We start from the raw sequence: 18539 nt of genomic DNA on the forward strand, positions 1-18539 counted from the left end.
ATGCAGACTATAAAAAAAGCAGTTATACCAGCAGCAGGGTTAGGTACTCGTTTTTTACCCGTTACAAAATCTATCCCAAAAGAAATGCTTCCAATTGTAAATAAGCCCGTAATTCAATTTATTGTAGAAGAAGCCTTAAAATCAGGAATCGAAGATATTTTAATTGTTACAGGAAACGGGAAACAAGCAATTGAAAATCATTTTGATCACAATATTCAACTGGAGCACTTGCTTCATCAAAAGGGAAAAACTGAACTATTAGAAGAAATGGAGCATATCTCTGAACTAGCGAATATTCATTACGTTCGTCAAAAAGAAATGAAGGGCCTTGGCCATGCAATTGGCTGTGCTCGACAGTTTATTGGAAACGAACCGTTTGCAGTTTTACTTGGAGATGACTTAACAGACCCAGACCAGCCTTGTTTAAAACAGCTGATTGACCAGTATAACCAAACGGGATCGTCGGTTATCGGCGTACAGCGCGTAGAGGAAGAATCCGTTCACCGTTACGGGATTATAGATCCAAAAGCAAATAAAAACCGGTTATACGAAGTGAATGGTTTTGTAGAAAAACCATCAGTCGAAGAAGCTCCGTCTAATTTAGGAATTATTGGACGCTATGTATTTACACCTGACATTTTTGATTATCTTGAAACGCAGGAAGCTGGAAAAGGCGGGGAAATTCAGCTAACGGATGCTATTCAGCGTATGAATATAGACCGTTCTATTTATGCTTACGAATTCGAGGGCGAACGTTATGATGCAGGAGAAAAATTAGATTTTATTTTTACGACCCTTGCTTTTGCATTAAAGGATGAAGAATTAAAAGCACCTCTTTTAACTAAATTCAAAGAGCTGATCAACAAGGAAGAACAAAAAGAAAAAATTGCTGTACCAATTGGAAAATAACCTTCATTTACACACCTTTCTTCTACTGTTTCTGGAAGAAAGGTGCATTTTTTTGCGGAAATTGAACGTTTGACAGCTGGATAGAAAGGGTTGAAATGAGTTTATGTCGAAAACAGAAAATTCGTTTGTATCAGGCATAAAGATTGTATTTACAGACCGGGATTTTCTAACGATTTTTATTTCATTATTTATTATTGGATTATCTGTTGGCGGCTTTATGCCTTATTTAACGGTTTGGGCAACAAATACATTGCATGCGACTTCTTTTCAAGCAGGATTTTTATTTGTGCCAATGAGCATTATTGGTTTAATCGTATCGTTTTATTTAGCTTCGTTATCAGACAAATGGGGGAAACGAAAGCCATTTATTATTTGGGCGTTACTGATTGGAACCATTTCAAGAGTGCCGTTAGCGTTTACGCATTCTTATACAATAGCACTCATTTTACTTGCTATAGGAGGGTTTAATGCGTTTTCTTTTTTCTTTGCCCTGCTGAATGATTTTATTGTTAAAAAGCAAGAAAGCAAATCGCAGGCAGGTACGATTACTGGTACCGTGCGAATGGCTTTTTCACAAGGCTATATTTTTGGACCTATGCTTGGCGCTTTAATTATTGACCACGGAGGGTATACTCTTTTATTTTTATTATCAGGGTTGTTATCGCTAGCAACTTTAGGGTGGGTTCTTTTTGCGCTTAAAGAAGACAGTATGCCTCAAACTTCAGCTCATGCATCTTCAAAAGCGCCAGCCGGTATACCTTCTGTATTAATAGCTGTATTCGTAGCAGCTCTTTTCATTTTTGCGGGTGATTCCGGGCGTTCTATGTATTTGCCGCTCTACATAACGAATACGTTAAAACAATCCGTTTCGATTGTAGGGATTCTCTTTACCGTTACATCTGTTTTTGAGCTAGTATTTATGCCTTTAGGGGGCTATTTTTCTGATAAGATCGGAGTTAAACGATTCTTTATCATTGGAATTGCTTGCCAAGTGCTTTATTTTATTTTAACGAGTCTTCACTTACCGCTGAGTGGGTTAATTGTGCTTCAAGTATTTTATGCTTTTATTCTGTCCGCTACAATGGGAGTGGGAATGGTGTATGCTCAGTCACTGGCTCCGCGTCAAATTGGACTAGCCACAACGGCATATATGACGGCTATACAAACTTCAGCAGTTGTCAGCAGCTTAGCTATGGGGTCGCTAGTCAGCGTGATTCCGCTGCCTTCTACTTTTTACATTTTAGCTGTTTTCGCGGTTATTTCAGGTGTGATGTTCTTGTTTATGAAGCAAAAATCAGCTGAGGAAATGAGTTGAAAAGTTAAGAAGAAGGTGAAAAAAAAGTAGTTTCATTAAATTAAAACACGAACTATCTATCAAAAATGGATAAATAGTTCGTGTTTTTTTATAATCATGATGAACGCAGGTGCTTTTAGCTGTTGGTTGAAGGGCAAGGTGAAGACTCCTGCGGAAACAGCGGAACAGATGAGACCCCGCAGGAGCGCAAGCGACGAGGAGGCTCATCGGCCGCCCGCGGAAAGCGAAGCCTTGCACGGAAAGCAACAGCGTTCGAGCAAGCAGTCCAGATCATGTATCCAGATTGTTCGTCTTTGGGTTGGATTCATTTCGGTATGTCCAGCCTCTTTTTTTATGAGGCTGTTTCTTGAATTTGTTCTCTGCGATTTTTATTTAAAATTTTGCGGTAGCGGTAATTAACAAAAGCTGCCGCTGCCATACCTACTACTGAAAGCATCGCATCAAAGATAAAGATAATTGAAATATGCCCAGTTTTAGACATGAGCCCTGTTGCTAAAGGCAATAAAATAGCAGCTAATCCAGCAGCCGTGGCTACAATTCCAGTAACCGTTCCTTTTTTGTTCCAGAAAAGCTCGGTCATAACAGTAATCGCTAATTGAAAGACCCCAGCCGTAGAAAACCCCATGAAAAAAGCAGCTACAATTGCAATAGCAGGTACTTTAACAAACAGAAGCGTAAGTACGGCTATAAGAGTAATCATCGGGTAAACGAGAATAACCGTTACAGGACGAAGCACTTTGCTTAATAATACAGCTAATACTAAAACAGAGATTAAAGCTCCGATGCTGTAGTAGCTTAAAAGGCGAACCGAGCTGCTTTCAGCCATACCTAATACTTGTTGACCATAAGTAGGGAGCCAAATTTGAGCCACTGTAAACAGCGCTGTAGAAGTAAATCCAATCACAATAAGAGCAATTCCTTCTTGTTTCATTTTAGGAGGAGAGATGAATTTATTCTCCGCTGTATTTTGTTGTTGAACTGTACTCTGTTCGCGTTTATGATTGGGAAAAGGCAGTTTGAACATGAAGATCATATTTAGTAAATAAATAAGAGCCGGAAGGAAAAAAGCATACCCATAAAACAAATCACGATCCGCAAAAAAGGCAATCATAAACGGAAGAAGTGCCGCTCCAGCTGAAATAAATGCTTTTACAAGAACACTGGCTGAACCTGAAGATTTAGGAAAAACTTCAATCAAAGCAGGGTACGTTCCAGCGTCCATAGCAGAATTTGCAATACCCGCAATAATGGCAAAGATAAAGGCTGTTGGATAATTTGGCGATAATGGAATGCCAATTAAGAAAATAGCCATCGTCAGAGACGAAACAAGAATCAAAGGCTTTCGTCCGAATTTATCAGACAAGATGCCTGATAGAGAATATGAAAGCAGCTTTCCAATTCCGATAGCAGAAATAATATAGCTGATTCCGGCGCCGTCGGTATTTAATTGTTTTGTCAAAAATGACATATTTGATGCAAGCATGATATTTACCATGCCAAGTAGAAAGTAGTTAATATACATACCTGAAGCTGACAGCATGTACTTATTTTTCATCGTTTACACATCCTTACGTAAATAAAGCTTATATGAAATGGATAAAAGTAATCACCTGTTTCTCCTTTTTTCTCCGTCATTTATAAACCTACTTCCATGATAAGTTTATGAAGACATTACCTTTACCTTTTATCATTGGATTCATTCAGTTCTTTTTAGTATGTGACTAAATGCGTGCATCTAGTGCTTTAAATCAATATGGAATCTATTCTAACATGTTTTTAGTGCTTTAAACCAAAAAAGTGATATTTTATAAAAAAAATCCTGTCTTCTTTCGCGGCTTCACTAAAGAAACCCCACAAAAAATGTTCGCTTTAAAGCCAGGCTATACAAGAAATGCCTCCTAATGGTGGTTATTAAAAAGAGGAAAAGGGTATTTATAAACTAAGGAAAAAGAAACAAAGGAAGAAAGGTGGAAACAATGAAGCACAAAGTATTTTTTGATGCGGAATGTCCTTTATGTTACAACGTAAAAAAAATAATTAAAGCGCTGGACTGGACGAACCAAATCCAGTGGATTCCAGTTCAATACATTGAACGAACAGAGTATAGTTATTTAAAAAAAGAAGGAAGGGATTTGTATGACCAAATTCATATGGTAACCAAAAAAGGTGAAGTGCTAGCAGGGTTTGAGACGGTTAGACGGCTTTTAACTGTTTTGCCTCTTACATTTCCAATCGGCGTACTTCTGCATTTACCATTGATGAAAAAAGCGTTCAGTCCGCTATACAAATGGGTCTCCACAAACCGATACGACTGGTTTGGACGCTACGATTCGCCGCGGACCACATAAACATATAAAAGGGACGAGCTTTGAAAAAGCTTGTTCCTTTTGTTTTGAAGACATTATACTTTATACATACCTTAATTTAAAAAAAACGTTAATTTAGTGTGACTTAGACGCTTAAATTCTAGAAAAACAGCTATAGCTGAAAGGGAGAACTTATATGATAACAAAATGGACAGCTGAACGAATGCGCGATGTAACGGGAAAAACAGCCCTTATAACGGGAGGAAACAGCGGTATTGGATTTGAAGCTGCAAAGGCTCTAGCTGCGCGCGGAGCAGAAATCATTCTTGCTGTACGTAATGAAGCAAAAGGGAAAGAGGCTGAAAAGAGAATTAAAGCGGCTAACGGGAATGCTAAAGTGACGATTATGTCATTAGATCTCAGTGACTTGAGCTCTATTCGACATTTCACCAATCAATTTCTTCAACAATACTCGTCTTTGAATCTTCTCATTAATAATGCAGGCGTGATGGTGCCGCCTCACAGCAAAACGAAAGATGGATTTGAACTGCAGTTTGGCTGTAATCATTTAGGGCATTTTGCATTGACGGGTTTGCTTCTTCCTTTGCTAATGGAAACTCCACATTCACGAGTCGTAACGGTAAGCAGTATAGCTGCTAATTCTGGAGAAATCTATTTTGATAATCTAGACGGGGGAAAAGGCTACAGTCCAATGAAGTTCTATAGACAAAGTAAACTCGCCAACCTGTTGTTTGCAAAAGAATTGCAAAACCGCTTAGAAGCAGCTGGATCAACGACAATTAGTGCCGCTGTGCATCCAGGCATTTCGAATACTAACCTATTATCACGCGGTTCAGGCAAAGAGCCAAACGCTTTGTTGAAATTTTTAGTCAAGCTATTTAGTCAATCTGCAGAAATGGGAGCGCTGCCTACTCTTTATGCAGCCACTGAATCAATAGAAGGAGGTACGTATATTGGGCCAGACGGAAAAGCTGCTAAAAAAGGATATCCTGTAAAAGATATGATGGGAGATGTTTTATTTAAAGCGGACGTAGCGGAAAAACTATGGAGCGCATCGGAAGAGTTAACAAAAGTGACATATATATTCAAGCAAAGGTAAAAACCAGCGGCTATTGGCCGCTTTTTATCTTTTTTTGAATTAAAACATTATAACGTTATATTTACTTATTTAATTCTTTATGTTATTCTACATTTGTAAAAGCAGAAAAATAATTAACATTAGTGTAAGCGTCATCATAAGGGGAGTGAACGAAATGGAGAATCGGTTTCTATTACGGAATGTCAAATCGGTCACTGAAAAAGAGTTTGATATTGTTATAGAAAATGGAAAAATCTCTGAGATAGCAAAAGCTGGTGAAGGAAAAGCACCGATTGTTTATGATTACTCAGGAACCTACATATCAAGCGGATGGATTGATTTACATGTTCATGCATTTCCAGATTTCGAGCCGTATGGAGATGAGATAGACGAGATAGGAGTGAAACAAGGAGTAACAACACTTGTAGATGCAGGTAGCTGCGGTGCTGATCAAATAGCAGATTTAGTTCAAAGCCAATATGCAGCAAAAACTAATTTGTTAGCGTTTTTAAATATTTCGCGTATTGGTCTAAAACGCACAGATGAGCTTTCAAATATGGAGTGGCTAAAAGCGGAAAAAATTTCGGAAGCCATGAAAGCATACAGAAGCATTATTGTAGGTTTAAAAGCCCGTATAAGTAAAAGTGTAGTAGGTAAAAGGGGTATTGAGCCTTTATATTTTGCTCGAAAAATGTCTAGTGAAATTTCACTTCCATTAATGGTTCATATCGGATCTGGCCCTCCTGCTATTGAGGAAGTTGTTTCGATTCTAGAAAAAGGAGACATTATTACTCACTATTTGAATGGAAAAGCTAATAATCTATTTGATAATGAAGGAAAGCCGCTTCCACTCCTAATGGAGGCCATCCAACGAGGTGTTCATTTGGATGTAGGGCATGGAAATGCAAGCTTTTCGTTTCAAGTAGCAGAAGCTGCCAAAAAGCATAATGTTAAATTCGATACAATCAGTACAGATATTTATCGGAAGAACCGACTAAATGGGCCTGTATATAGCTTAGCTCATGTATTATCTAAATTTCTTTATTTAGGATACAGCCTTGAAGAAGTAGTTAATGGTGTTACTGTTAATGCGGCAAAATGGCTTAACAGACCCGAGTTAGGAAGGATACAAGTTGGAGAGCGTGCCAATTTAACTCTCTTTACTATAGAAGACGAGCCTGTTCTGTTTATTGATTCCGAAGGAGAGCAGAGAGAAGGTAAGCAAATAATTAAAGCAAAAGGAGTAGTTGTAAATGGAACGTTCATTGAATGCTAAATATGGCTTGAAACGAGTAATTAATGCGAGCGGCCGAATGAGCATCTTAGGAGTATCAGCACCAACTGATACAGTAATGGATGCAATGAAGCAAGGAGGACAAAATTACGTTGAGATTGCTGATTTAGTTGATAAAGCAGGTGACCATATTGCTGACATTCTAGGATCAGAAGCAGCTGTGGTTGTTAACTCAGCTTCAAGTGGAATTGCTCTCTCTATTGCTGCTCTTGTTACACAAGGAAACCGCCGTAAAAGCGAGCGCCTTCATCAAGAAGTCATCTCAAAAAATGAAATTATTATGCTGAAAGGTCATAACGTACAGTACGGGGCCCCAGTTGAAACCATGGTTTATTTAGGTGGCGGAAAGCTTATTGAAGTTGGCTATGCTAATGAGGGTAGAGCAACTCATATTGAAGAAGCGATTTCCGAAAATACAGCTGCTATCCTTTATGTGAAGTCTCATCACACTGTTCAAAAAAATATGATTTCTGTGGAAGAAGCGTGGGAAGTTGCACAGAAGAATAATATTCCATTGATTGTGGATGCCGCGGCAGAAGAAGACCTTCAAAAGTATGTAAAATACTCAGACCTTGCGATTTATAGTGGTTCAAAGGCAATTGAAGGTCCAACGTCTGGAATTGTTGGTGGTAAACGTAACTACATTGAATGGTTGAAAGTTCAATTACATTGCATTGGAAGAAGTATGAAAGTTGGTAAGGAAACAACGTTTGGATTACTTCAAGCTCTTGATGAGTATCGCGAGAAAAAAGATAAAAGTGAACAAGAAAAAGAAAGTTTACAAGCATTGATGTCATTAAAAGATATAGAAGGCGTGAATGTGACAATTGTACAAGATGAAGCAGGTCGAGCTATATTCCGTGCACGAATTCAAATCAGTCCAGAACGGGCTAATACAACTGCGAAAGAGGTTGTAAAAGAGTTGTGTGAAGGTGAAATTGCTATTTATACACGCGATTATGGGATAAGACAAGGATATTTTGACATCGATCCCAGACCTTTAAAGGGCGACGATATACATGTAATTGAGTCTAGAATACGCGAAATTGTGGGAGGAAAGTGACATGTCAAACATTACAAAACGTTTTTATAAAGAGCGCGCAGCGTTAAACGTATTAGCAAACAGTATCGAAAATGCCAAAGAAGTATTTGAGGCTGCAGAAGGGCATGTCTTAGTAGGCGTGTTATCCAAGGATTATTCTACTGTCGAAGAAGCAGTAAAAGCAATGAAAGAATACGGAAAAGAAATTGAAGAAGCAGTATCAATCGGTTTAGGGGCTGGAGACAATCGTCAGGCACCTGTAGTAGCAGAAATTGCAAAGAACTATGCTGGCAGTCATATTAATCAAGTATTTCCCGCTGTTGGAGCAACACGTGCTAATCTAGGTGAAAAGGATAGCTGGATTAATAGTTTAGTGTCCCCAACTGGAAAAGTCGGCTACGTAAATATTTCGACTGGTCCAGTTAGTGCAGCGCATAATGAACAAGCTATTGTACCAGTAAAAACGGCTATTGCCCTAGTACGTGACATGGGAGGCAACGCGCTCAAGTATTTTCCTATGAAAGGGTTAAGCCATGAAGAAGAATTCCGAGCTGTGGCACAAGCATGCGGCGAAGAAGGATTCGCTCTAGAGCCAACTGGCGGAATTGATAAAGAAAACTTTGAAACAATTTTGCGTATTGCTTTGGAAGCGGACGTCCCAAAGATTATTCCACATGTCTACTCGTCAATTATTGACCAAAAAACAGAAAAGACAAAAGTAGATGATGTACGTGAGTTACTTGAAAAGATGAAAAAGTTAGTTGATCAGCATGGCTAAGAATTTTGCAGCATTTGGCGAGGTAATGATGCGTTTACAAGTACCAGGATATGAATTACTTTCTCAAGCTAATACATTAAGCTATTCGTTTTCTGGTACAGGGGTAAATGTAGCGGCGGGATTAGCTAACTTCGGATATACGGGATATTTGATTTCTGCTTTACCGGATAATGCTGTGGGAGATGCGGCTTTATCTTATCTTAAAAAGTTAGGTATTTCACAGTCATTTATTAAACGCAGCGGAAAACATGTCGGTATGTATTTTTTAGAAAATGGATTTGGGTCCCGGTCTAGCCGGGTTACATATACCAACCGTTTAGAAAGCAGCTTCAACAGAGCTCCTGAAGGCATATATGATTTTGAGAATATTGCAGAGAAAGTAGATGTGGTGCATTTTTGCGGAATCTCTCTGGCAATGAATGATTCCGTCCGGTCCCATATGAAATCCTTTGCCAAAGCGGTAAAAGAACGCGGTGGTACGGTCGTATTTGACTGTAACTACCGTCCGTCTCTATGGGGAGATGGAGGATATGAAAACGCAAAACCTCATTATGAAGATATGCTGTACCTTGCAGATATCGTAATGATGAATGAACAAGATGCTATGCACATTCTTAAGATGGAAACAGAAGAAGCAAGCAGAAGAGAGCAGCTGATGAAACTAATTCCAAAGGTAGCAAAGAAATACGGCCTTTCTGTCGTAGCCGGCACGCACCGATCTATTAATAAGGACAATAAGCACTCTTTATGCGGTTTTATATATAAAAATCATACATTTACATTTTCTGATACGATTACTTTTTCTGTCTATGATAGAATAGGCGCAGGAGATGCCTATACAAGCGGCATTTTATATGGCGAGTTGGAGAGCTTTTCAGCAGAAAAAACTGTTGCATTCGCTGTAACAGCGGGAGTGCTTGCTCATACAATCGTAGGCGATACTCCTATGTCATCTCAGTATGATATACAAAAAGCGATGACAGAATCAGTAGGCGATGTAGAAAGGTAGAGGATGTAATAGTGAACGTATCTCGAAAAAAAGGACCATTGTATTTGCAAATAAAAAATATCTTAAAAGATCGAATTTTGCATGGCGTGTATCCCATTCAAACAAATATTCCTTCTGAACCGCAGCTGGAAGAGGAATTTCAAGTAAGTAAAATTACGGTTCGAAATGCTATCAAAGAACTTGTGAAAGATGGATATTTAGAAACAAAAAGCGGTAAAGGAACAAAAGTTATTCGAAATACATCCATTTCAAGGCTGTCAAAAGGAAAACGCTTTACCGAAGTGTTGGTGGAAAAAGGGCATATCATTCAAAAAAGGCTGCTTGGGGCAGAGACAATTGAAAATGCACCAGAAACAACTTTATATACGCTGTTCGGTGAGCAATGCATTCGAATAGAACGTCTTTACTATTTAGATAATGAACCTTATATTCATTACACGCATTATTTAACCATGCAGCGCATGGAAGGGATAGAATTAACACACTTAAATGCACAATCGTTATACGATTTGATTGAAGAACAGGATATTTCATTGGAGAAATTTCGAGATCAGTTTGCTGTTGCAAAAGCTGATTCTTATGTAGGAGAAAGACTAAATATGCAGGCCGGAGAAGCGCTATTAAAAAGATCACGATATTCATATGATGAAGAAGGAAATATCATCGAATACAGTGAGGGCTATTATAATACAGAGATGCAGCAATACATTGTGAATTACGATATTTAAGAAGTGCGAGAAGAATACATATTCTTTTCGGCTGAAAAATGAGAGCGTTTACTAAATGGGGGAAAAGAGGAATTTAGTATGGATATGTATCTATTGCTTGTGACATGCCTAGCAATTGTTATTGTTGTATTAGGAGTCTCTTGGTGGAAGTGGCATGCTTTTATCAGCTTAACCGTTGCCAGTTTATTTCTGGCTATTATGTCAGGGCTTTCGATGGACAAAATTGTGGGAGCTTATGAAACAGGAGTGGGCAGTGTTTTAGGTCACCTTGTTGGAATCTTGGCGCTTGGAACGATTTTAGGAAAAATGATGTCAGACTCAGGTGCTGGCATGCAGGTCGCGGAGTTTTTCATTAGGTTTTTTGGAATCAAAAAGTTGCCATGGGCGATGCTCTTTGCTGGTTTTATAATAGGCATTCCGGTTTTTTTTGAAGTCGGAATTGTTATTTTACTGCCGTTAGTAATTTCTATTCATAAAACAACAAGACAAAATATTCTATTAATTGCACTACCTGTAATTGCAGGACTATCGATTGTACACGGTCTTGTTCCCCCCCACCCGGGAGCGATGACAGCCATTGGAATATATAATGCAGACTTAGGAAGAGTTTTGCTCTATTCATTGGTTATTGCTCTTCCAGCAGCAATAGTAGCAGGTCCCGTATTCGCAAAATGGGTGCATAAACGTGTGATTCCTGAAGGGGAACCTGAATTAATTCGTGTCAGCACTTCATCTAAAAAATTACCTAAAACAGGTATTTCATTTTTCATTATCTTATTACCTGTGTTATTAATGGTGTTATCTGTTATGGCTCCGTATATACCGCTTTCTAGCTTTTTAACTAAATTTTTTGTGTTTATCGGCAGTCCTGTCATCGCACTTTTAATTTCTTGCTTTGCCGCATTTTATCTTTTGGGCATGCGTCAGGGAATGAAGAAAAATGTGATTAAAAAATTAGTGGAAGAGTCTTTACTTCCGGTCGGATCTATTATTTTAATTATTGGAGCTGGAGGGGGATTTAAACAAATTTTAATTGATAGCGGTGTAGGTACATCAATTGCTCAAATGTCTGAGCAATTATCGCTTTCTCCTATTGTCTTAGCATTTATGGTAGCAGGATTAATTCGTATTGCTACAGGATCAGCAACCGTTGCATTAACAACAGCCGCCGGCATTGTTTCACCAATCATTGTGCATATGTCTGGAGTTAATCTGGAACTGCTGGTTATTGCGACAGGAGCAGGATCACTAATGTTCTCTCATGTAAATGATGCGGGTTTTTGGCTAGTAAAAGAATATCTTGGTTTAACAGTAAAAGAGACGTTTAAAACTTGGACGGTCCTAGAAACACTGCTCTCGTTTATTGCTTTTGGAGGCGTTTTATTATTTGATATTTTTATTTAAAAATTGCCTCCTTCTAATTATTTTGGAAGGAGGTTTCCTAGTTGACTTGAAATATAGTATTTGTAGAATAAGGGGGCAATGTATATGACGTGGTTAAAAGAAATACTCGGAACGGAAAAAGCTATTATTGCTATGTGTCACTTGTTACCGTTGCCGGGAGATCCATATTTTAATAATGAAAAAGGCATGGACTATGTGGTAGAAATGGCAAGAAAGGATTTGCATGCTCTTCAAGAAGGCGGAGTGGATGCCATTATGTTTTCAAATGAGTTTAGCATGCCATATTTAACGGATGTTAAAACGGAAACTGTAGCTGCGATGGCCCGAATTATAGGTGAATTGATGTCGGAAATTAAAGTGCCCTTTGGGGTAAATGTATTGTGGGATGCTAAGAAATCTTTGGATTTAGCGGCTGCTACAGGGGCTAAATTTGTTAGAGAAATTTTTACAGGCGTATATGCAAGTGATTTTGGTACTTGGAATACCAACGTTGGAGAAACAATTAGACATCAGCATCGAATTGGGGCACAAAACGTTAAATTATTATATAATGTTGTTCCTGAATCTGCTGCGTATTTGGCTGAGCGGGAAATTGAAAGTATTGCTGCATCTACGGTATTTAATAATAGACCAGATGCACTATGTGTATCTGGATTAACAGCAGGGGCCAAGACGGACGTGCAGTTATTAATGCGCGTAAAGGAGGCTGTTCCCAATACAATTCTACTTGTTAATACAGGAGTTAATTTCACTAATTTCAAAGAACAGTTATCTATTGCTGATGGGGCAGTTGTAGGTACAACATTTAAATACGACGGCAAATTTGAAAACCATGTGGATGTTGATCGTGTAAAAAAATTCATGGACAAAGTAAAAGTTTTTCGTGACAATCTTTAAACGAAAGAAGGGGTAAAGATGAATCAATTAGCTTTTATTTTTGATATGGATGGCGTAATTGTCGACAGTGAACCTGTATACCGCATCCGTAATAAAGACATCTTTAAAAAGCTGGGAATAGAAGTAGATGAGGATACACAGCTCAATTTCATTGGAGGAACAGCTAAAAGAAAATGGACAATATTAAAAGAGCAATTTTCACTGTCCCCACCCAATTTGGAGAATACAAACTCTCTGGTCAATTAACTTTTATTGTAGCAACGATTTAATAAAAAACGAGCCTTTTCATATTAATTAGAATCTTAACTATACAAATTAAACGTAAAAACAGCTCTGTAATCGGAGCTGTTTTTTGTTGCCTGAAAAGCTGTTTGTTAGAGATTTAAATAAAAAAAAAGAATGTTGGATAGCATAATGATAAGTAAATGTACAATGAGTATGCTCTCTTTTCAAAGAAGCAGACGTACTCAACAAATCTGAAGAAGCGGAGGGAAGTAACAGTGCCTGACAAACCTAGTATTACCTCAAGCGAAATTGGGACGCTGTGGATGACATATCAGCAGAAAACGTTAATTATTTGCTTGTTAGATTATATGATTGAACATGCGGATGATGAAGATGCTAAAACAATTATGACGGACTTGCGTGAGCAGCTTATTATATACATACGGAAAATAAAAACAATATTTGAAAAAGAAGGAGCGGTAGTGCCAACGGGGCTTTCATCTCAAGACGTAAATGTACAGGCTCCAAAACTATTTACTAACGGATTTGATATTATGTTTCTTCGTGTCATCAAAGAAATTAGTATGGGGATGTATACATTAAGTTTAGGCAAGGCCTACAGAGAAGATGTGGTGAAACTTTATCAAGATTTAACAAAAATTACGCAAGAGTGCTACGATTCCTGTACGCAGTACTTATTGAGAAAAGGAATTTTATCACGCCCACCCTATATTCCAATGCCAACTACCGTTGAGTTTGTTTCGGATAGAAAATATCTGAGCGGCTTAAATGTATTTGCGGACAAAAGAGTATTAAATACGATGGAGCTAGCGCAGATTTATCATGGAGTCGAAACAAACATTGTCGGGATGAAGTTAATGAAGGCTTTTTCTCAAACGGCGACAGATACCGAAGTGAAAAAGCATTTTTTGAAAGGAAAAGAGCTCAGTAAAAAAATTATTACACGACTTGAAGAAATAATTATACAAGACGATATTTCACCTTCTGTTGCCTCAACAGGAAGCATAACGACTTCTGAAACGCCTGCTTTTTCGGATCGTTTGATGCTGACATGCGATATTTTACTAAGTAACTTCAGTATCGGAAGTCAGGCGTTTGGAGCAGCATTTAGTTTTCGAAGAGATATTGTGGCTAAAATGATGCTGATAGGAGAAGATGCGTTTCAATATGCAAGCGAAGCAACAGAAATTATGATTAAAAAAGGCTGGCTTGAAGTTCCGCCAAGTATTGATTAGCTAAAAGGAAAGCCTCTTTCATGCATTGTAAATGGAAGTTTATATATTTTTACACACCTTTAACCTTTTATTCAAGTTGATTTAACAGACTGCGTGTACAGTTAAGTTATGTCAATAATAAACAGTAAAGGGTGTAAACAATGAAAAAACGTGCAATTGGAGCGGCAGTATTATCAGCGGTAACTGTAGCAGCGCTAGCATTTGGAACAAATTCACCAACAGATGCTAAAGCAGCTAAAGGCGTAAATAACCAAAAAGCTAAAAATGTTATTCTTTTTGTTGGAGACGGTATGGGTACCGATCATCGTGATGCGATCCGACTGGCCGCCGTAGGAGCAAATGGAAAGTTAGCAATGGATGATATGTCGGCAGTAGGGAGAGTCCATACATCTTCAGGAAATTCATTTGTTACGGATTCTGCTGCAGCTGCTACAGCCATGGCTTCAGGAGTTAAAAGTTATAATGGCGCTATTGGCGTAAATATGAAAGGAAAGCCTGTTCAAACAGTTTTAGAAAAAGCAAAATTAGCTGGGAAAACGACGGGGCTTGTGACAACAAGTCAAGTAACAGACGCAACTCCAGCTGCTTTTGGCGCACATGTTAAAGATCGAAGTGCTCAAAGTGACATCGCGAAGCAGTATCTTGAAAACAGTAAAGTAGATGTGATTCTAGGTGGCGGAGAAGATTATTGGTACACAAAAGGAAATGAAGGTGCACATCCAGATGCCCCGCCAGAAGATAAAACTGAAGGAAGCAAAGGAACGCAAGGAAACTTAGTAAACAAAGCACAAAAACTTGGGTATACGTACGTTAATAACGAAAATGAATTAAAATATGCTAAAGGAACAAAATTGCTTGGTCTGTTTGCTAATGAAGAAATGTTTCAACAAGCTCCTGAAGGCCAAGGTGATGTGTACAACCCTCAAGTATCTCTAAAAGACATGACAAAAAAAGCAATCAATACGCTATCACAAAATAAAAAAGGGTTCTTTCTTGTAGTAGAAGAGGAAGCCATTGATGAAATGGCTCATAATAATAATGCTGAACTCATGATTAAAGCAGGTAAGCAGCTTGATGATACGGTGAAGATGGCTAAAGCTTATGCTAAAACACACCCAGACACTCTCGTATTAGTAACAGCTGACCATGCAACCGGAGGTTTAGCACTTGAAAAAGTAGACAATAAAGATAACGGTGGAGATGAAGCATCAAAAGAAGATGGGCCATTTGCAATCGCTCATTCAAAAGAGCAGTTCGTTGCGGATTGGACAACTGAAGAGCATACGTCATCAGACGTTCCTTTAAATGCAATGGGAGCCGGCTCAGAAAGATTTACTGGAGTATACGAAAATACGTATTTACATGATGCTCTTCTAAAAGCAATGAATTTAAAATAAGTGAGCTAAAAACACGGTGTTGATTTAATACACTTAGTATGTAAATCAACACCGTGTTTTTTGCTTTGTGTGAGCAAGTTATGATGGAGTTTCTTCAAAGGTATGCTACGATAAGAATTATCTTGAATTGAAGAGGTGTCACGATGAAAATAGAAGTATGGTCAGATTTTGTCTGTCCTTTTTGTTATATTGGAAAGCGCCGATTAGAGCAAGCGCTTCAGCAATTTGCACACAAAGATGATGTGCAGGTTGAATTTAAAAGCTTCGAGCTGGATCCAAACGCCCCAGTTGATACTGGCAAAACGATTAATGAAGCTCTTGCTGCTAAATATGGAATGACGATTGAACAAGCGAAGCAAGCAAATGAAGGAATCGGACAGCAGGCAGCTAGTGTGGGCTTATCCTTTAATTTTGACGATATGAAGCCAACTAATACATTTGATGCTCACCGCTTAGCTAAATTTGCAAAAGCTCAAGGAAAAGAAGCAGCCATTACAGAAAAACTCTTATATGCATACTTTACTGAATCAAAACATCTAGGTGAAAAAGAGACGCTGGTTGCTGTTGCAGAAGATGCAGGTCTTGACCGAGAAGAAGCACGTCAAATTCTCGCGGATAAAAACGCATACGCAAATGAAGTGCGCAGTGATGAAGCAACGGCTCAGCAATATGGTATTAGCGGTGTTCCATATTTTGTTGTTAATCAAAAATATGCGATTTCAGGTGCACAGCCAATCGAAACATTTGTAGGAGCTCTCCAACAAGTATGGGAAGAAGAAAATCCGACTCCCGCTTTGAAGAGCCTTTCTCCAGAAGGCGCAGATGATGCCTTTTGTGCAGATGGTCAATGTGCCGTTCCTGATTCCTCTAAAAACCAACAATAAATAAAAAGCAGAGGCGGAAATTTCGCTTCTGCTTTTTATTTATTTGCCAAAAAATTTACAAAAATACAAACATGCGTTCTATTTTTGTGTTATAATAAGTTTAGAAGTAACAAACCTCGATGAGTAAGCTCCAAAAATAAGCGATTAAAAGTGATCCCACCATGAACCAGCTTCCATTTAATCCTGCAGGGGGAATCTGAATGAAGAGCAAAGTGCGCATTATCCCATTTCAAGTAGTTGAACAATTGAATCAATTTAATGAAGTCCCAGAAGGAGTCGCTCTAATTGGAGCAGAGCAAGTATGGAAGCAAACAAAGGGACGGGGAATAACCATAGCGGTTTTGGATACTGGCTGTGATGTTACACATCCAGATTTGCAGGAGCGAATTATTGGAGGAAAAAACTTTACACAAGATGATCAACAAAATCCAGATATTTTTCAAGATTATAATGGTCACGGCACTCACGTAGCAGGCACAATTGCAGCAGCGCATAATGGAACGGGTGTTGTAGGAGTGGCTCCTGAAGTGGGCTTACTTATCCTAAAAGTACTTGATGGAAATGGTTCAGGTCAATACGAGTGGATTATTCAAGGTATTAACTACGCCATCGAGCAAAAAGCAGATATCATTTCGATGTCGCTTGGAGGTCCGTCGGATGTGCCTGAGCTACATGAAGCGATTCAAGATGCTGTTGATCAGAATATTTTAGTTGTCTGCGCAGCGGGAAATGAAGGAGATGGAGAAGGCTCCACAGATGAGTTTGCGTACCCAGGGTCATATAATGAAGTGATTAGCGTAGGAGCTGTTGATTTAGAGAAACGATCTTCGTTGTTTTCCAACTCAAACAACGAAGTAGATGTAGTGGCTCCGGGAGAGAAGATCGTATCAACTTACTTGAATGGAAAGTATGCTGCACTGAGCGGAACCTCTATGGCAACACCTCACGTAGCAGGGGCCTTAGGATTGATAAAAGTTCTTTCAAATGAAATGTTTGGAAGAGAACTTACAGAACCAGAGCTTTATGCACAGTTAATCAGAAGAACCCTTCCATTAAATGAATCACCAAGAGAAGTAGGAAACGGATTTGTGCACTTGACCGTTGTTGAAAAGCTGTTGCGTGAAATTCAACGTCAAATGACTTCAGAGGTGATCGGATGAGAAGCAGTTTAGATATGTTAATGATGGAAAAGCAGCAGGCAAAAGCTCTTTATCACGAATACGCAAACAATCGAAGTTATTATGATGAAAAGACAGATGAAGAAAATAAAAATCTTTATTATCAAGATACGCTCTTTGAAAGAGAAGCCATGCAAACTTTGTTAAAGGAAACGCATCAGCATTTGCTAAGTTATTCGCCGCATAAATATGTATATCCATGGGTGGATCTACAGGAGAATGGGGAGCTGAAAAGTCTATACTCAGGGAAAGGGATGGATCCGTTAGAAACTATACAGCAAGATATTGATCAACTTCAGTCGCTTAGTAACTCCTCTCTTTCAAGCAATGATATACTGCTAAACTGTGAGCACGTTGTCCCGCAATCTTGGTTTGGGAAACAAGAGCCTATGAGAGGCGATTTGCATCATTTATTTGCGTGTGAACCTTCTTGTAACAGTCGAAGAGGTAATTCTTCTTATATTGACTTCCCGGATTATACGCCGGAAGTAAAGCAATCAGATGTGAAAGAAGGATGTGGCAAAGCAGAAAAAGGTAAGTTTGAACCCGAATATGGAAAAGGAATTGTGGCTCGATCAACTCTTTATTTTTTAATTCGCTATCATAATAAAATTGACTCTTCGCGAGTAGATCTTCCTCTTTTACTAAAATGGCATGAAGAATTTACTGTTTCACTTTATGAAAAACATCGCAATGCAGCAATCTTTGAGTTGCAAGGCAACCGAAATCCTTTTATCGATTTTCCTGACAAAGCAGCTGCACTAATAAATTCTGCTTTCTAAAATAACAAAGAGCTCCGTTTCTATTCGAAACGGGGC

Annotated in this window: 19 protein-coding genes; 18 read left to right on the forward strand and 1 reads right to left on the reverse strand. The window is 38.6% G+C overall.

Annotated features, from left to right (window positions below; genetic code table 11):
- The 3 genes from galU to MKY06_RS07550 all read left to right on the forward strand — a co-directional run bounded on the left by galU (position 1) and on the right by MKY06_RS07550 (position 2574).
- Positions 1-909, forward strand: a complete 909-nt coding sequence (galU, locus tag MKY06_RS07540; RefSeq protein ID WP_029324171.1) for a UTP--glucose-1-phosphate uridylyltransferase GalU — start codon at positions 1-3, stop codon at positions 907-909.
- A gap of 103 nt (positions 910-1012) precedes the next feature.
- Positions 1013-2224, forward strand: a complete 1212-nt coding sequence (locus tag MKY06_RS07545) for an MFS transporter (RefSeq protein ID WP_029324172.1) — start codon at positions 1013-1015, stop codon at positions 2222-2224.
- Positions 2225-2346: 122 nt separating this feature from the next.
- On the forward strand, positions 2347-2574 hold the full coding sequence (locus MKY06_RS07550; RefSeq protein ID WP_013056209.1) for a hypothetical protein: 228 nt from the start codon (positions 2347-2349) through the stop codon (positions 2572-2574).
- Here MKY06_RS07550 and MKY06_RS07555 read toward each other — a convergent pair.
- Complete coding sequence (locus MKY06_RS07555; RefSeq protein WP_029324173.1) at positions 2556-3779, reverse strand: MFS transporter; 1224 nt, start codon at positions 3777-3779, stop codon at positions 2556-2558. The genes MKY06_RS07550 and MKY06_RS07555 overlap by 19 nt on opposite strands.
- A 421-nt stretch (positions 3780-4200) precedes the next feature.
- On the opposite strand from MKY06_RS07555, the gene MKY06_RS07560 reads away from it, so the two are divergent.
- The 15 genes from MKY06_RS07560 (at position 4201) to MKY06_RS07630 (ending at position 18503) form a co-directional block, all read left to right on the forward strand.
- Positions 4201-4572, forward strand: coding sequence for a thiol-disulfide oxidoreductase DCC family protein (locus MKY06_RS07560; protein ID WP_013056211.1), 372 nt, complete (start codon positions 4201-4203; stop codon positions 4570-4572).
- A 154-nt stretch (positions 4573-4726) separates the two neighbouring features.
- On the forward strand, positions 4727-5650 hold the full coding sequence (locus MKY06_RS07565) for an oxidoreductase (protein WP_098399748.1): 924 nt from the start codon (positions 4727-4729) through the stop codon (positions 5648-5650).
- Between the two features lie 154 nt (positions 5651-5804).
- A complete protein-coding gene (locus MKY06_RS07570) occupies positions 5805-6905 on the forward strand; it encodes an amidohydrolase/deacetylase family metallohydrolase (protein ID WP_289912691.1) in 1101 nt (366 codons plus the stop codon).
- Positions 6883-7986: a DgaE family pyridoxal phosphate-dependent ammonia lyase gene (locus tag MKY06_RS07575; protein ID WP_029324176.1), complete on the forward strand. Its 1104-nt coding sequence runs from the start codon at positions 6883-6885 to the stop codon at positions 7984-7986. Before MKY06_RS07570 ends, MKY06_RS07575 begins: the two co-directional genes overlap by 23 nt.
- Before the next feature lies 1 nt (position 7987).
- On the forward strand, positions 7988-8743 hold the full coding sequence (dagF, locus tag MKY06_RS07580) for a 2-dehydro-3-deoxy-phosphogluconate aldolase (protein WP_289912696.1): 756 nt from the start codon (positions 7988-7990) through the stop codon (positions 8741-8743).
- Complete coding sequence (locus tag MKY06_RS07585; protein ID WP_029324178.1) at positions 8736-9752, forward strand: sugar kinase; 1017 nt, start codon at positions 8736-8738, stop codon at positions 9750-9752. The genes dagF and MKY06_RS07585 overlap by 8 nt, the downstream gene beginning before the upstream one ends.
- An 11-nt stretch (positions 9753-9763) precedes the next feature.
- Entirely contained in the window at positions 9764-10480 is a 717-nt protein-coding gene (locus tag MKY06_RS07590) for a GntR family transcriptional regulator (protein WP_013056217.1), read from the forward strand.
- 78 nt (positions 10481-10558) lie between these two features.
- Positions 10559-11884: a GntP family permease gene (locus MKY06_RS07595; RefSeq protein ID WP_013056218.1), complete on the forward strand. Its 1326-nt coding sequence runs from the start codon at positions 10559-10561 to the stop codon at positions 11882-11884.
- Positions 11885-11968: 84 nt separating this feature from the next.
- A complete protein-coding gene (locus MKY06_RS07600) occupies positions 11969-12781 on the forward strand; it encodes a BtpA/SgcQ family protein (protein WP_013056219.1) in 813 nt (270 codons plus the stop codon).
- Between the two features lie 18 nt (positions 12782-12799).
- Complete coding sequence (locus MKY06_RS07605) at positions 12800-13027, forward strand: HAD family phosphatase (protein WP_013056220.1); 228 nt, start codon at positions 12800-12802, stop codon at positions 13025-13027.
- A gap of 254 nt (positions 13028-13281) precedes the next feature.
- Complete coding sequence (locus MKY06_RS07610; protein WP_013056221.1) at positions 13282-14262, forward strand: DUF3231 family protein; 981 nt, start codon at positions 13282-13284, stop codon at positions 14260-14262.
- 140 nt (positions 14263-14402) lie between these two features.
- The gene (locus tag MKY06_RS07615) at positions 14403-15659 is read left to right on the forward strand and encodes an alkaline phosphatase (protein WP_098526649.1); all 1257 of its coding nucleotides are present in this window, start codon (positions 14403-14405) and stop codon (positions 15657-15659) included.
- Positions 15660-15802: 143 nt separating this feature from the next.
- A complete protein-coding gene (locus tag MKY06_RS07620; RefSeq protein WP_013056223.1) occupies positions 15803-16543 on the forward strand; it encodes a DsbA family oxidoreductase in 741 nt (246 codons plus the stop codon).
- Between the two features lie 200 nt (positions 16544-16743).
- Positions 16744-17703 (forward strand): S8 family peptidase, encoded by a 960-nt coding sequence (locus tag MKY06_RS07625; protein WP_029324181.1) that lies wholly within the window; start codon positions 16744-16746, stop codon positions 17701-17703.
- Positions 17700-18503, forward strand: a complete 804-nt coding sequence (locus MKY06_RS07630) for an endonuclease I family protein (RefSeq protein ID WP_013056225.1) — start codon at positions 17700-17702, stop codon at positions 18501-18503. The genes MKY06_RS07625 and MKY06_RS07630 overlap by 4 nt, the downstream gene beginning before the upstream one ends.
- Positions 18504-18539: the final 36 nt, after the last annotated feature.

It is taken from the genome of Priestia sp. FSL P4-0332 (assembly GCF_038005845.1).
Classification (GTDB): Bacteria; Bacillota; Bacilli; order Bacillales; family Bacillaceae_H; genus Priestia.